Genomic DNA, 15,169 nt, shown 5'->3' on the forward strand with positions numbered 1-15,169 from the left:
AGGTGCTTAAGATAATGGTTAATAACTATAAACGAGACCGCCCCATGACATCGCCGCTCACGCAACTTCGTAAGTTTGTCGCTCCTGAAATTATTTTTGGCGACGGTGCACGCCACGCTGCAGGCAACTATGTCACCACCTTCGGCGCAGAAAAGGTGCTACTGGTCTCTGACCCCGGCGTGCTGCTGGCGGGTTGGGTCGCCGATATTGAAGCCAAGTTGCTGGAAGCCAACATTGCCGTTGAGCGCTTTACCGCCGTATCGCCCAATCCACGGGTCGATGAGATTATGGCCGGCGCTGAGATTTACCGTGAAACCGGCTGCAAAGCGATTGTGGCGGTCGGCGGCGGCAGCCCCATGGACTGCGCCAAAGGCATTGGCATTGTCACCGCCCACGGCGGCCACATTCTTGATTTTGAGGGAGTTGATACGATTCGCGTGCCCATTCCGCCGCTGATCTTCATTCCCTCAACGGCGGGCACCTCGGCGGATATTTCACAGTTTGCGATTATTTCCGACCAGCAGCGACGCATGAAATTCTCAATCATCAGCAAGGCCGTGGTGCCGGATGTATCGCTGATCGATCCTGAGGTCACCATGACCATGTCGCCCTATCTCACCGCGTGTACTGGGATCGACGCGCTGGTGCATGCTATCGAAGCGTTTGTTTCAACCGGGAGTGGGCCGCTAACCGATGCCCACGCCTTAGAGGCCATGCGCTTAATTAGCAGCCATCTCGAAGCACTGGTGGCGAACCCCACCGATGGCGAGCTGCGTGCCCAAGTAATGCTGGGTAGTATGCAAGCAGGGCTGGCGTTTTCTAATGCGATTTTAGGCGCAGTACATGCGATGTCCCATAGCTTGGGTGGCTTTTTAGACTTACCCCACGGCCTGTGTAACGCTATGTTGTTAGAGCATGTGGTGGCCTATAACTACGAAGCCGCTCCGGATCGTTTTAAACGGGTTGCCGACGCCGTTGGTATCGACTGCCGAGGGCTGTCACAGCAGCAGGTTAAACAGGCACTATTTACGTACTTGGTTGATTTAAAACATGCGGTTGGATTGGGCGGAACCCTAGGGATAATGGGTGTCTCACGCAGCGATGTGCCGTTTCTCACCAACCATGCGCTGGGCGATCCCTGCATTCTGACTAACCCTCGTCGCTCCAACTCACGTGACGTGGCGGTGGTCTACGAAGAGGCCCTATGAAAAAAGCTAGCGACCCCTCGGGCTTTTCGGTCAGCGACCTGCTCGGGCTAGGTCAGCAGTCAGCGCGTAAAAGCTACTATCGCGAGCTTTCCGTGCGTTTAGAAGAGCTGGAAGTTGAGCGCAACCGCTATAAGTGGCTATTTGAAAACGCACTACACGGTATTTTTCAGGCGTCGCTTTCCGGCAAGCTGCGCGCCGCCAACCCGGCGCTTGCCGCCATGCTCGACGAACCCTGCGTGACGCATACGTTAGAGCGCTGCGCGCGCTTTGATGCTCTATTTGCCAGTCGCACAACTGGCCAGCAGCTGCGCGACCTACTGCTCTCCCACGGCCACGTAACGGGCCATACCACCTTGCTGCAGGCAGCCTCTGGCCGCCAAGTGCCTGTTGCTATTACGCTGATAAAAAAGCCCGCCGAGCTGGCTGGAGACGAAGACCTAATTGAAGGTTTTGTTGCCGATATTACCGAGCGTGAACGCGCCCGCCAGCATTTAGAGACGCTCAACGCCCAGTTGGAAGCGCGGGTTGCTGACCGCACCCAAGCGCTTGAACGACTCAACGAGGAGCTTAGAAACGCCCGTGATGCCGCTGAGTTTGCGAACCAGAGTAAAGACCGCTATCTAGCCGCCGCTAGCCATGACCTGCTGCAACCTATGAATGCAGCACGTTTGTTAGTAGCGTCACTACAGGAGCGGCTGATTAACAGCGATAATTTAGCCCTGGTTGAGAGCGTTCAAAACTCGCTGGAAGGTGCCGAAGCGATACTTTCCGATCTGCTTGATATCTCCCGCCTGGACCATGGTCAGGTGCAGCCTCAGCTGCGCCACTTTAAGCTCGACGATATCCTCAGCAACTTGGCTGATGAATTTACCCCGGTGGCACAACGTAAAGGACTAACGTTGCGCTACGTCCCTTCTCATCAGGCGGTGACCAGTGACCCTTATCTACTCAGCCGCATTGTACGTAACTTTCTGGCTAACGCCTGTCGCTACACCCAGCGTGGCGGGATATGCCTAGGCATTCGCCGCCATAGTGACGACAGCCTTGCCGTGCAGGTGGTTGATAGCGGTATTGGCATTCCCGAAAGCGACTACCAACTGATCTTCCGCGAGTTTCACCAACTCAACGCCACCCGCGCGCGTGACCGCCAGGGCGTGGGCTTAGGGCTTGCCATTGTGGAGCGAATTAGCCAGCGCCTAGAGCACCCACTTTCGGTGCGCTCAGCACCCGGCCAAGGCTCCTGTTTTGCGGTTAAGGTACCCCGTGCTAGCGGCATTTCCTTTAGCCAAGCCCCCGCCCCTAGCACGCCGCCCTCCGCTGGCGCCGAGTTCGAAGGGCTGCGCGTGCTGATCCTGGATAACGAGCCGACGATTCTGGAAGGCATGGCGCTGCTGCTCAGCGAATGGCAGATCAGCTGTGATACCGCCCTGGATGTCGATACCGCTAAAGCCTGCCAGGAGGCACCGGATATGCTGTTAGTTGATCTTCACCTAGATGATAACGTCACTGGCCTAGAGGCTATTCGCCAACTTCGCCAGCACTGGCACGACCCGCACTTGCCAGCAGCTATTCTCAGTGCCGACCGCTCTGACCACTGGCAGAGGCGGCTGCGTCATGCAGGCGTTCCGCAGCTAAACAAGCCGGTACGACCCGGCAAACTGCGCGCGCTGCTGCGTAGCCTGCTCAATGGCTAAGCTCAGTTTCCAACAACCCTGTATCTCCCTACCTAACGGGGTGCAGGGAGTGCTGGCCCAGGCGCCCCAGTTAACCCGCGCTCACGTTAGCATCGCCATTGCGGCAGGCTATTTGGATGAGCCACCCGCCCTACCTGGGCTGGCCCACCTGTTAGAGCACGTGCTGACCACAGCGCCACTGGAAGCCTCTTCTAACACCAGCCTGCTCACCTGGCTTGCCCAGCACCAGGGCAGCCTGAATGCCCATACTGATGACTACGTCACTGATGTGCACTTCTCGATACCAGCAAACAAACTAGAAGCAGCGGCGCTCACCGTTGCCCGTCAGCTCGCCAAGCCACCGCTGCCCTTATCGACTATTCGCGCTGAAGTGGCGGCGATCAATGCCGAGTGGAATGCCCGTCAGAACAGCGCCCAAATGCAACGTCTGGATGCCCTCGCGGCACTTGCTGACCCACAGCATGTTGGTGCAGGCTGCCGCCATGGCAACGCGCAAACCCTAGGCAGTGACACGGCGCTGCTACTTAAAGCGCTCACCACGTTTCATCGCGCCTATTACCATGGCGGCCGCGTTAACATCGCCATTATCAGCCCCTGGGAGATAGTAGACATGACGCGCCTTACCCAACACATGGCAGCGCGGTTTAGTCCATCACCACCCAACGCGCCTTCGCTTGCTATTGCGTCCCGTTGGAGCCGCCAGCTCAGCGCGAAGGTAGCCAGTACGAGCAATACCGTTGAGCTACTGTGGCCGTTGCCATCGGCCATTGCACGTCATCAGCTTATCGCCCTTAGCGGCTTAGCTGATGCGGTACAGCAAGGCTATTTTGTAGAACAATTTCCTGATTCGATTACCGACTACCGCGCAACTCTGGCACCTAGCGGGGCGACAGACGCCTTTGGCTTACTGTTAAGTGGCACTGCAACACAAGAACAGGTGAAAGCCCTTGCGGCTGCTCTAAGTGAGCGCTTAGCAACCTTCTTCACACCCCTGCCCGGGACAACACCTAACGATCACGACACTATTTGGCAGCCACCCGCTGATACGGTGCAGTTAGCCCCTGCTTGGTTTGCACACGCCCGCCGCCAAACGCTTGCTCGTCGTTTCGCTACGCCGCCTTCTGAACATCAACCGGCCCCAAGCCCGTTCTCCGCTGACAACGTCCGTTGGCTAATCGGTAACGCGCCTACATCGGCTTCACCTCGCGCTGTTGATGCTTCCCCAACGCCTTTCCCCAACGTGCAGTGTTGGTGCGGTCAGTACGCTGTTGATGAGGATTTCGGTGCACTTGCCGATAACGCCTGGGCGGCCTGCTTTGTGCCGGGAGCAATGATTGTCCCCAGCCCGCTCATCGCTCAGCGGCTGGCGCTTCAGGGCATTGTCTTCAAGCAAGAGAACTCGCCCCATGGTAGTTGGGTAATAGTGATGGGGAGTCAAGCCAATCACGCTATGGTGGCGCTATTAGAAAAAGCCACATTAGCTGCCCCCAACGCTCATGAAGGACTGCTGGCTCAGCAGCTGGTTCAGCGCTTAGCGCCGCTGCCTGCCACACCTGCGCTATGGGTTTCCCATGACACAGAAGCCGCAGTCGTTTGCAACGCACTAGCGAACTTGGCGAGTCGCATTGAAAAACACACGGTGCAGGCTTCTCTCGCCGACTTACCATCCAGCACCGCCATCATGCGGACACTGAGCCTACCGGGCACTCCCAGCCAGCGATTACTATTAGCACTTGCGGAGCAGCATCACAGCGCGGCTTTTTTTCAGCAGGCACGTGATGACCATCACTTGGGCTATGTGGCAGCGGTTCGCAGGGGCGACGGCGCGCCCTGCTCACTTGGCTATGTCGTACAAACTAGCAATGCGGGGCAAGTCAGCAATGTGGGGGAAATCAGCAAAGAAGCGGTCTCCACAGGGGGGAAGCTGATAAAGGAGATAGAGGAAAAACGGATAGAAGAAAAGCTAATAGCAATCACTGATGCCCTCTGGAAAACGTCGAATGGCGTTCTACAGGCGCACCTGCCAACGCTAACACCGCCTGAAACGCCACTGGCTGCGCTGATTCTCCAGTGGCAAAGCCTCTTGGCAGGTACCCGTCAGCCACTGCATCGGCTTGGGCAACAAAGCCTCCATTCACAGGCGCTTGGCGACTTGCTCACCCAAATAAACAGCGTTGGCCGCTGGCAAACCCACTGGCTGGATAGCGCTGGTCACTATCAATTTAACGAGTCAACGATTGAGGAACTGGGAAAAATCGATATCGTTGGCGGATAAAATCGCTTGTACGCGACTGGTTACCCCCAGCTTGCGTAAAATCGCCGACACGTGGGCTTTCACCGTGGTTTCCGCAATATTGAGATGATAAGCAATCATCTTGTTAGATTCACCGCGGGTCATGTGCTCTAACACTTGCAGCTGCTTGCGGGTCAACAGGCGCAGCTGTTCTGCGGTAAAGCCTTGATCCTGATGGCGACGTTTACGAATACTGTCCGGCGCACGCATGGCATCAGCAGGTAGAAAGATATTGCCTTCCAGCACCTGGGCAATGGCGTGGCGCATCTGGTCACGAGGCAATGATTTGGTAATAAACCCCGCCGCACCGCAGGAAACCGCCTGCAGAATAATCTGCTTATCCTCTTCGGCGGATACGATGACCACCGGAATCGTCGGCTGCTCGTTACGCAGATGCAGCAATCCGGTCAATCCGTTCATCCCCGGCATGTTCAGATCCAACAAAATCAGATCAAGGTCGGGGTCCTGCTGGGCATAGGCCAGTGCTTCGTCGAAATCCTCGACCTCAATCACCTCAGCGTCGGAGTAGGCTTCGCGGATCACCCGAGCCATCGCCTCACGTACCAGCGGATGATCATCGGCAATTAGGAGTTTATAGCGTGCGATCATTGTTATTGGCCTATTCAGGGAGCGCTTACCTGCACCTTACTAAGCGCACAGCGTTTATTGAAGCGGCGTCATCACACACACGACCAAGGGCGTAAACGCTAGTCAGCGCTGCGGTGCCGACTGACCTGCGCCGCAAACGCCGTAAGTTCGTTGTAAAGCCAGACATTGGCAGGCGCATTGGCGTAGAGACTGTGCTGGATCAGCGTCATGGTCAGGGCGGGCAGCGCGGCGGGCGGCGTCACCATGCGTACCGGCAGCATGGCCACGAAGCGCTCGGCCATCTGGCGTGGCAGGGTCATGACGGCATCGGTGAGGGCAACCACGCGGGCAGCGGCAATGTAGTTCAAGTTCTTGGAGATGACACGGCGCGTCAACCCGTGCTGAGCCAGGCAGTTCTCGATGGGGCTGGGCAACAAGCCGCTGATGTCGGCCAACTCGACGTGCGCCAGCTGAGCAAACGCCTCCAGCGCCAGCGCATCCCCCACGTGGGGGTTGTGCTGCGCCACCAGGCACACCAACTCCTCATGCAGCCAGGGGGTTTGCACCACGCCACTGGGCAACGACGATTGGCGATCCAGCCCCACCACCATATCCACCTGACGCTGCTCCAGCGCCTCGTTCAGCGCGTCGGGGGTAATCAGCTCTATCGAAAAACTGAGACCGGGCGCACTGCGCAGCAGCTGGCTCAAAAACGCCGGGTACATGACCTCCTCGAAATAATCCGTGGTGGCCAGGGTGAAACGCCGCGTACTGGTGGCGGCGGCAAAGGTCGCGGGGGGCGCCAGCCCCGCCTGCAGGGCGGCCAGGGATTGCTGCACGACCGGCAACAGTGCCAAGGCACGAGGGGTCGGCTGCAGCCCTTGCCCGGAACGCACCAGCAGCGGGTCATCCAGCGCTTCACGCAGGCGCTTGAGCGCATGACTCAGGGCGGGCTGGCTCAAATGGAGCTTTTCCGCCGCACGGGTGACATGGCGCTCGCGCATCAGCATCTCGAAGACGAGCAGCAAATTCAGGTCAAAATGGCGTAATGAGCGCATGAGAGCACACCATCCACAAGATGAATGATTTCATTCTAAACATTCATTTCATTCATCGCCAAAAATTCCTTATCGTCGCGCTTTCTCACCTCGCGAACCCACGTTTCCCCCGCTGCACGCTGATAGGAGAACACATTAGGTGAACCCATCGCAGATCATGCCGAGCCTGTTTGGTGACGTCATCTCCACCTTCATGGGGGTACCCAAAGCCTCCGATCCAAGCGCTACCGATGCCGAGGTCGTGGTCAGCGGTGTGCCGTTTGATCTGGCCTGCTCCGGCCGCTCGGGCACGCGCATGGGGCCTAATGCGATTCGCCAAAGCACGGCCAACCTGATTTGGGAAGGCAAGCGCTGGCCGTGGGATTTTGCGTTGGAAGAGCGCCTGCGGGTGTGCGATGCCGGCAACCTGGGCTACGCCTATGGCGAACCAGAAAGCCTGATCGACAACCTGGAAAGCCACGCCATGCGCTGGCTGAAAGCGGGTAAAAAGATGCTCACGCTGGGCGGCGACCACTACATCAGCCTGCCGCTGCTGCGTGCCCATGCCCGTGAACACGGCCCGCTGGCGCTGATTCATTTCGATGCTCACACCGATACCTACGAGCAAGGCACACGCTATGATCATGGCACCATCTTCCATCATGCGCTGAAGGAAGGCCTGGTCGTCCCGGAGCATTCACTGCAGATTGGTATTCGTACCAGCTATGACCGCCACAACCACCCTTACGAGGTGCTGGACGCCGACTGGGTGAACGACCACGGCCCAGCGGCAGTGCTGGAGCGCATTCGCGCGCGGGTTGGTCATCACCCCGCCTACGTGACGCTGGATATCGACGGCCTCGACCCGGCCTTTGCGCCCGGCACCGGCACCCCCGTGTGCGGTGGTCTCTCCACGGACCTGATGCTCAAGGTGGTTCGCGGCATGGTCGGCATGGAGCTGGTGGGCATGGACCTGGTGGAAGTCAATCCGGCCTATGATCACGGCGACATTACCTCGCTGGCCGCCGCCACGTTAGGGCTGGAATTCCTCTACACGCTGGCGGCTTCCAAGCCCGTCAAGTGATGGCAAAGCCGCCTGGGCCATCGCTCAGGCAGCTTTGTTCAGCCAGCGAATGACCTGCTCGGCGACGGCGTCCGGGTGGGTCATGTGAATACAATGCCCTTTGGTCGGCATGACGCAAAGCTGGCTGTTGGGCATCAGCTGATGCACGAACTCGCCCACGGCCACGCTGGCCAGCTTGTCATCTTCGCTTTGCAGAATCAGCGTCGGGTGTTCCGAGATGGGCAACAGGTAACGATAATCGGAAAAGAACGTTGCCACGGCAAAGGTCTTGGCCACGGTCGGATCGGTGGAGCAGAAACTCTCCGACAGCTCGCCGACGAGGTCTTCAGTGCCCTCTTCCCCCACCACGATAGGCGCCAAATACTCGGCCCAGCCGGTATGGCTGCTCTCCATCAAGTCGATCAGCGCATCCAGGTCGGCCTTTTCGAACCCACCGAAATAGTCGGGGGGCATGTTCAAAAAGCACGGCGAAGGGCACACCATCACTTGCCGGGTAATGCGTTCAGGCGCCTGCGCGGCGGCCAGCAAACCGATATTGCTGCTGACGGAGTGGCCAATAAAGACGGTGTTGGTCAATTCCAGCGCTTCACACACTTCAATGACATCTCGGGCATAGCCATCCAGCGTGCTGTAGCGTACCTCGTTGAAGTCGGATTTCAGCGAATCCCCCGACCCGACGTAGTCGAACAGCACCAGGGTATAGGTATCTTTCAACCTGGGTACCAGGTACTGCCACATGTTCTGATCGCAGCCAAACCCATGGGCCAGGATCAGCGTGGTGTCGCCGCTTCCCAGGATCTTGACGTTATTACGAAACACCACCCGCTCTTTGGTCAGCATAGGTCCTCACCTGGTGGCACACCGTGCCATACCAAAGGTCACTCCAGGGCCTGATCCACCTTCCAGCCGGTCATGCCCGCCATCGTTCATACTCTCGTCCGTTCCATCGTTACATAACGAAATGGCGATGGACACTCCGAAATCGTGAACGATTGTTTCTCACGAGCCACCACCTGCCACGAGAAAATATCCTCGGCCCACCGCACAAGCAAAACAGTCGTTATTGTTAATGATTGGCATTAATATTAATATCGGTGAATCATTACGGACGATGCGTTCCCATCGCTTCGTGGGCGTGGCCCTCATCCGTTGCCCACCATGACACGTGCCGACCAGACTGCCGTCATTGGCCCTCTCGACCAAGGTAAGCATCGCCCCCGACAGGAGACAGCGAGATGACCCGGGCTGCCATCGATCGGATCACCGTTGCGGATTTTCTCGATTACGGCCAGCGCTACTGTATCGAATACCGCTTTCCTGCGTTGGCATACCCACTGGAGCGAGCCGGCCAGCTGCCTGTCGCCCAAGGGCGAGTCGAGGAAAGCCTGCTGTTTCCTGGCGTCAAGCTGGTGCTCTCTGACATCGAGGTCGTGCACCCCTATGCCTCTCACTCTCTGGGCACGGCTGCATGTCTGGTCATCGTCGTGATCGAAGGGCGTGTACGCCTGGGAACCGACAATGAACGGCACTGGCTGACCGCAGGACAAGCCCATACTGTCTGCCTGAGCGACCAACATTTTCTCGACGCCTACCAGCCAGAAGGGCAAAGGCTTCGCACCCTCTCGCTCTCCCTTGATGCCACTGCTTTGCAGCAGTGGTGCGGCGAGCCGCTGCCCACCCAGTCCATCACCTGGTCTCTGCCGCCTGCCCTGCACCTGTCGTTGGAGCATGGCGTTCAGTCGCCCTTGACGGGCCATGCCCGACGCCTATTCTTCCAAGGGCTGGCCCTACAGCTAATGGCTCAGGGGCTCTCCCGCCCCCACCAAGCGCCGCTTCAGGCCACGGCTTCTCCTGGCCGCTTAGCGGCTATTCGGCGCCTGCTGGAGGAATCCCCCGAACACGAGCATCGACTAGAGGTATTAGCCGCCAGGGCGGCCATGAGCCCCAGTACATTAGTGCGTCACTTCAAGCTGGCCTATGGCTGTTCACCCACCGACTACCTGCGCCGATTGCGCCTGAACCGAGCCCGCAAACTGTTGCTCGATGGGCACACCATCCAGCAGGCAGCACACTTGAGCGGTTATCGTCATACCAGCAACTTTACGACCGCGTTTCGGCGCGCTTTTGGCGTTTCACCAAGCGCTCTGACGAAACCCTCACCTTGAGCGCCGCCTGCTGGCTGTGCATAACGAATTGCTCAGCTTGCATAACCCAACGGGACGTTTAAATGAAATAATTCTCATTACCAAAATAATTCACGTCGAGAATTATCCATGCCCCCGTCAAATCGCCTTTCCCTAGCCGTCGCCATGGCCTCCGTCACACTTTCCATGCAGCTTCAGGCCGATACATCGCTGGAAACCCTCACCGTGACCGCCAGCGCTGCCACGAAGACAGACACACCTTTCATCGAGACGCCACAAGCGGTTTCGCGGGTCGAGCGTGACGATTGGGAGGCCCGTGGCGCAGAAACCGTTCAGCGAGCAGCCGACTACACTTCTGGCGTCTTCACCAACCAGATCGGTGCTTCCAACCGCTACGACTACCTGGTGCTGCGTGGTTTCGCCGACGGCAGTATCAACAACACGTTCCTGGATGGATTGAAGGTCATGAGCGATGGGGGCTCCTATAGCTCACTCTCCATCGACCCTTGGTTTCTAGAGGCCATCGAAGTCGTCAAGGGACCTGCCTCCGTGCTTTACGGACGCGCCTCGCCTGGGGGATTGGTGGCCCAGACCAGTCGTCGACCCGAATTCGAACCAGGTGGCGAGCTACGACTGCGCGTGGGCAATAACGCTCAGCGCAGCGCCGCATTTGACGTGACTGGCCCACTGGATGCCGAACGGCGTGTCGCTTTCCGCCTGACGGGGTTGGCGGGGGCTTCCGACACGCAGTTCGGCCCTGTCGAAGAGCAGCGTTATGCCATTGCTCCGCAGTTGAGCTGGGATATCAGCGACGATACCAGCCTGAACCTCCATGCCTACTTGCAGCGAGACCCTGAAGGAGGCTATCACTCTGGGCTTCCTTACGAAGGCACGGTGGTAGACCGCAACGGACGACGTATCTCTAATGCCTTCTTCGAAGGCGAGGATACCTTTGAAAAATTCCGCCGCGATCAAACCATGGTCGGTTACGAATTCGAGCACCGTTTCAACGATGCACTCAGCGCCCGCCAACGGCTGCGCTACACCGAAACCGATGTCGAGCTGGATCAGGTATATGCCTTTGGCTGGGCCTCGGCCACCGAACTCGCGCGCTACTACTCTGGTGGCGACGAGTCGCTTGATGCCCTCACCGTCGACAACCAGCTGGAAGCCAGGCTGTCCACCGGTGCTTTGAACCATACGCTCTTGTTCGGCCTGGACTATCAGCAACGCGACAACGACGTGACCTGGACCTCAGGCGCCTTCCCGACCATCGATGCGTTCAACCCAACCTACGGCGCAGGCCCCAGCGTCATGTACCCAGAGGTGCGCCAGCACCGTGCGCTGGAGCAAACCGGCGTTTATCTACAAGATCAGATGTCCTACGGCCACTGGCACGCCAACCTGGGCCTGCGCCACGACTGGGTCGACATCACCAATACCGACCAGGACAGCGGTGACACCAGTTCACTGAATGATACCCAGTCGAGTGGCCGCGCCGGGCTGCTGTATCGCTTCGACAGCGGGGTCGCGCCTTATCTCAGCTATACCCCATCGTTCAGCCCCAACAGCACCACCGACCAGAACGGCGACCTGCTGGCCCCGTCCGAAGGCGAGCAGGTGGAGCTGGGGGTGAAGTATCAACCTCCTGGCACTCGCGACCAGTACAGCATTGCCCTCTTTGATATCACCCAAGAGAATGTGGCCACCAAACTGCCCAATGAAACCTTCCATCGCGCCACCGGCAGAATCGAGTCCCGTGGCGTCGAGCTAGAGGCGCACCATCGGTTCACCGACGCCCTCTCCGTGCAGGCTGCTTACAGCCACACCGATGTCACGTTAGCCAAGACCGACGATGCCAATGAAGGCAACCGCAGTAATCAGGTTCCCCGACACCAGTTGGCCGTGTGGGGCAACTATACCTTCCAGTCAGGTGCCTTGGCGGGTGTGGACACAGGTCTTGGCCTTCGCTACCACGCAGATATCCAGGCCGATGATGCCAACACCGAAAAAGTGCCCAACTACACCCTGGTCGATGCCACCTTGGGCTACGACCTGGGTCGCGTGGGCCTCGACAACATGTCAGCGCGGCTCAATGCCACCAACCTGCTGGATAAAGAGTACGTGGCCTCCTGCTACGACCTGAATTTCTGCTATTTCGGTGCCGAGCGCAGCGTCACAGCCTCGTTCCACTACTCGTTCTGAACGACCCTCTCCCGCAGCCTCATGACATGAGCGGCTGACTGACAGTCAGACATCCAGCCGCTCGCTATCATCGAGTGTTGCTTTCAAGGCAACAAACTCACCCTGCCAGGCACTCGTTCCTGCACATCAAGTCGCTTAGCGTTATAGAAGCCCCATAACGACACAGACAACGGCACCAGAGGACAGGAAATGCCTTATACCCCCTTTTTCAATGACGCACAGGTCGAAAAAGCGGTTGCCATTCGGCACCAGCTGCACCAACACCCAGAGCTGAAGTTCGAGGAGACGCAGACCGCCCGCCTCGTGGCCCAGCGCTTGCGCGACCTGGGGTATCACGTGACCGAAGGTTTGGCGACCACCGGCGTCATGGCCGAGCTGGACACCGGCCGCCCCGGCCCCGTGATCGCCTTTCGGGCCGATATGGATGCCCTGCCCATCAGGGAAGCCAACGCGTTCGAGCACCGCTCCCAGCGCGACGGGCTGATGCATGCCTGCGGCCACGACGGGCACACCGCCACGCTGCTGCTGGCCGCAGAAGCCATCATCGCCCAGCGCGACCAGCTTTGCGGCTACATCAAGCTGCTGTTTCAACCCGGTGAAGAGGGCGGCAACGGTGCGGATAAAATGGTCAAGGCCGGCGTGCTCCAGCACCCGCAGGTAGAGGCCATTTTTGGCTACCACAACCGCCCAGGCTTTCCCGCAGGGCAGCTGTTCGTCAAACCCGGCCCGGCCATGGGCGGTAACGATACCTTCAAGATCACCTTGTCGGGCGTATCGGGCCACGCTGCCATGCCGCATCTGGCGGTCGACCCCATTTATGTGGGGGCGTCGCTGGTGCAGCAGTTGCAAGGGCTGGTGGGCCGCCACAAATCACCGTTGGAAGCTGGCGTGATCACCGTGGCCGCCTTTCATGCGGGCGATGCCGCCAATGTCATTCCGGGCACGGCAGAGCTGCTGGTCAATATTCGCAGCGACCGTGAAAGCTCACGCAACGCCCTGGTGGGCAAACTGGAACAAGTGGTGGCCGGGGTGTGTGCCGCCCACGGCGCCCACTTCTCGATGGAGCATCAGCACCAGATTCCGCCGCTGGTCAACGACGCCGAATGGTCACGGCAGGTGCTGGCCATCGCTACCGAGCAGGGGGTCAGCCCAGACATCCAACAGCTGGATTACATGCCCACCATGGGCGCCGAAGATTTTGCCTTCTACCTGCAAGAGGTGCCTGGCTGCTTCTTCTTCGTGGGCAATGGCGACAGCGCGTACCTCCACAACGAACATTACGACTTCAACGATGCCATCTTGCCGGTGGCCGCCGGGATGTTCGTGGCGCTGGCCCGTTCACTGCTCCAGCGCCGTTGAGCGACACCTCCAACACGATTGCAATAACAACGTCTCAACAAGGATTCACTCATGCAAGGTGTTCTGACTTCCATTGAACGGGTGGGCAACAAGCTGCCGCACCCCTTTATTCTGTTTACTGTGCTCGCCGCCCTGGTGGTCGTTGTCTCGGCCCTGCTGTCGGCACTGGGCGTCTCGGCCATCAACCCCCAAACCGGCGACGAGGTCGTCGTGCGCAGCCTGCTATCGGCCGAGGGGGTCGAGTTCATGCTGACCAGCGTGGTCAGCAACTTCGTGAACTTTCCGCCGCTGGGGCTGATTCTGGTGGTGATGTTCGGTATCGGCCTGGCCGACAAGGTGGGCTTGATGTCGACGCTCATGCAGGTCAGCGTGGCCAAGGCTCCCCCGTCGCTGCTGACGTTTTGCGTCTTCATGGCAGGCATTTGCGGCAGCATTGCATCAGATGCCAACTACCTGATTTTGATTCCCCTGGCGGCCATGGTCTATTACTCCGTTGGCCGCCACCCGGTGGCCGGAGCCGCGGCGGCCTATGCCGCCGCCGGGGCTGGCTTCGATGCCAGCCTGTTCATCACCGTCGGGGATGCGCTGTTCGCGGGCATCACCACGGAAGCAGCGCGGCTGGTCGACCCAGAGGCGTATGTCTCGCCCGTCGACAACTACTACTTCGTTGCCTGTTCGGTCTTCGTGCTGGCGATGGTCGGCACCTTGCTGATCGACAAGGTCGTGGAGCCCCGTCTGCAGCGCACGCTGCCCATGAGCAAGGACTTCAAGACCGACGTGGTAACCCCTGAGCTGACCGCTTCGGAACGCCGGGGCCTCAAGCGCGTGGGGCTGGCAACGCTGGCGTACATCGCGCTGGTGTTACTGGCCGTGTTGCCGGAGGCCTCACCGCTGCGCAACGATGACGGCGGTTTGATTCCCTCGCCGTTTTTGAGCTCTCTCGTTCCGCTGATGTTTCTCTACTTCGTGACGATTGGCCTGGTGTATGGCATCACCACGGGCAAGATCACCAGCAGTCGCGACGTTCCGCAGCGCATGGCCGAATCTGCCAGCGACCTGGCCCCCACGCTGGTGCTGTTCTTTGCCATTTCCCAGTTCATCGCCTATTTCGGCTGGTCGGCACTGGGGCAGTATATCGCCATCGAGGGCTCCAACATTCTCCAGAACACGGGCTTCACCGGGCTGCCGCTGGTGGGCGCGTTCATCGTCATGAGCGCCACCCTCAACATCTTCATGACCAGCGGCTCGGCCCAGTGGGCGCTGATGGCACCGGTGTTCGTGCCCATGCTGATGATGATCGACTTCGACCCGGCCTTCGTGCTGGCGATGTTCCGCATCGGCGACTCCAGCACCAACATCATCTCGCCCATGAGCCCCTACTTTTCGGTGGCACTGGTGTACATGCAGCGTTACAAACCGGACATGGGGCTAGGCACCTTGATCGCCACCATGCTGCCCTTGGCCATGGGCTTTTTGCTAGCCTGGTCGGCGTTTCTGATGTTCTGGTTGATGATGGGCTGGCCCATCGGCCCAGGGGTCTACATGATGGCGAACTAG

Annotated in this window: 11 protein-coding genes; 8 read left to right on the forward strand and 3 right to left on the reverse strand. The window is 59.0% G+C overall.

The features are described 5' to 3' along the window. The first annotated feature begins 44 nt into the window (after positions 1-44). Genes ercA through IE061_RS12080 form a run of 3 tightly spaced genes read left to right on the forward strand, consistent with a single transcriptional unit; the run spans position 45 to position 5,177 of the window. The gene (ercA, locus tag IE061_RS12070; RefSeq protein ID WP_193461700.1) at positions 45-1,208 is read left to right on the forward strand and encodes an alcohol dehydrogenase-like regulatory protein ErcA; all 1,164 of its coding nucleotides are present in this window, start codon (positions 45-47) and stop codon (positions 1,206-1,208) included. Next, positions 1,205-2,902 carry a PAS domain-containing hybrid sensor histidine kinase/response regulator gene (locus IE061_RS12075; RefSeq protein WP_193461701.1) on the forward strand — a complete coding sequence of 566 codons (1,698 nt, stop codon included), beginning with the start codon at positions 1,205-1,207 and terminating at the stop codon, positions 2,900-2,902. Before ercA ends, IE061_RS12075 begins: the two co-directional genes overlap by 4 nt. Positions 2,903-2,951: 49 nt before the next feature. Further along, positions 2,952-5,177, forward strand: coding sequence for an insulinase family protein (locus IE061_RS12080; protein ID WP_230478455.1), 2,226 nt, complete (start codon positions 2,952-2,954; stop codon positions 5,175-5,177). On the opposite strand, the gene IE061_RS12085 is transcribed toward IE061_RS12080, so the two are convergent. Both IE061_RS12085 and IE061_RS12090 read right to left on the reverse strand, forming a co-directional pair. Further along, the gene (locus tag IE061_RS12085) at positions 5,133-5,804 is read right to left on the reverse strand and encodes a response regulator (protein WP_081135980.1); all 672 of its coding nucleotides are present in this window, start codon (positions 5,802-5,804) and stop codon (positions 5,133-5,135) included. The two genes, IE061_RS12080 and IE061_RS12085, sit on opposite strands and share 45 nt — an antisense overlap. 98 nt (positions 5,805-5,902) lie before the next feature. Then, a complete protein-coding gene (locus tag IE061_RS12090; RefSeq protein ID WP_193461703.1) occupies positions 5,903-6,841 on the reverse strand; it encodes a LysR family transcriptional regulator in 939 nt (312 codons plus the stop codon). A 157-nt stretch (positions 6,842-6,998) separates the two neighbouring features. Between IE061_RS12090 and speB the strand changes: the two genes are divergently transcribed. Then, positions 6,999-7,904, forward strand: coding sequence for an agmatinase (speB, locus tag IE061_RS12095; RefSeq protein WP_193461724.1), 906 nt, complete (start codon positions 6,999-7,001; stop codon positions 7,902-7,904). A 24-nt stretch (positions 7,905-7,928) separates the two neighbouring features. Here the strand turns inward: speB and IE061_RS12100 are convergent, their stop codons facing one another. After that, positions 7,929-8,744: an alpha/beta fold hydrolase gene (locus IE061_RS12100; RefSeq protein WP_193461704.1), complete on the reverse strand. Its 816-nt coding sequence runs from the start codon at positions 8,742-8,744 to the stop codon at positions 7,929-7,931. Positions 8,745-9,139: 395 nt separating this feature from the next. Here IE061_RS12100 and IE061_RS12105 point away from each other — a divergent pair, with 395 nt between their 5' ends. The 4 genes from IE061_RS12105 (at position 9,140) to IE061_RS12120 (ending at position 15,169) form a co-directional block, all read left to right on the forward strand. Next, a complete protein-coding gene (locus IE061_RS12105) occupies positions 9,140-10,069 on the forward strand; it encodes a helix-turn-helix transcriptional regulator (protein ID WP_193461705.1) in 930 nt (309 codons plus the stop codon). 108 nt (positions 10,070-10,177) lie between these two features. After that, positions 10,178-12,253 (forward strand): TonB-dependent siderophore receptor, encoded by a 2,076-nt coding sequence (locus IE061_RS12110; protein ID WP_193461706.1) that lies wholly within the window; start codon positions 10,178-10,180, stop codon positions 12,251-12,253. A 189-nt stretch (positions 12,254-12,442) separates the two neighbouring features. Then, a complete protein-coding gene (locus IE061_RS12115) occupies positions 12,443-13,612 on the forward strand; it encodes a M20 metallopeptidase family protein (RefSeq protein ID WP_193461707.1) in 1,170 nt (389 codons plus the stop codon). Between the two features lie 51 nt (positions 13,613-13,663). Next, a complete protein-coding gene (locus tag IE061_RS12120) occupies positions 13,664-15,169 on the forward strand; it encodes an AbgT family transporter (RefSeq protein ID WP_039174934.1) in 1,506 nt (501 codons plus the stop codon).

Origin of the sequence: Vreelandella hamiltonii, from assembly GCF_014651795.1 — a bacterium.
Classification (GTDB): domain Bacteria; phylum Pseudomonadota; class Gammaproteobacteria; order Pseudomonadales; family Halomonadaceae; genus Vreelandella; species Vreelandella hamiltonii.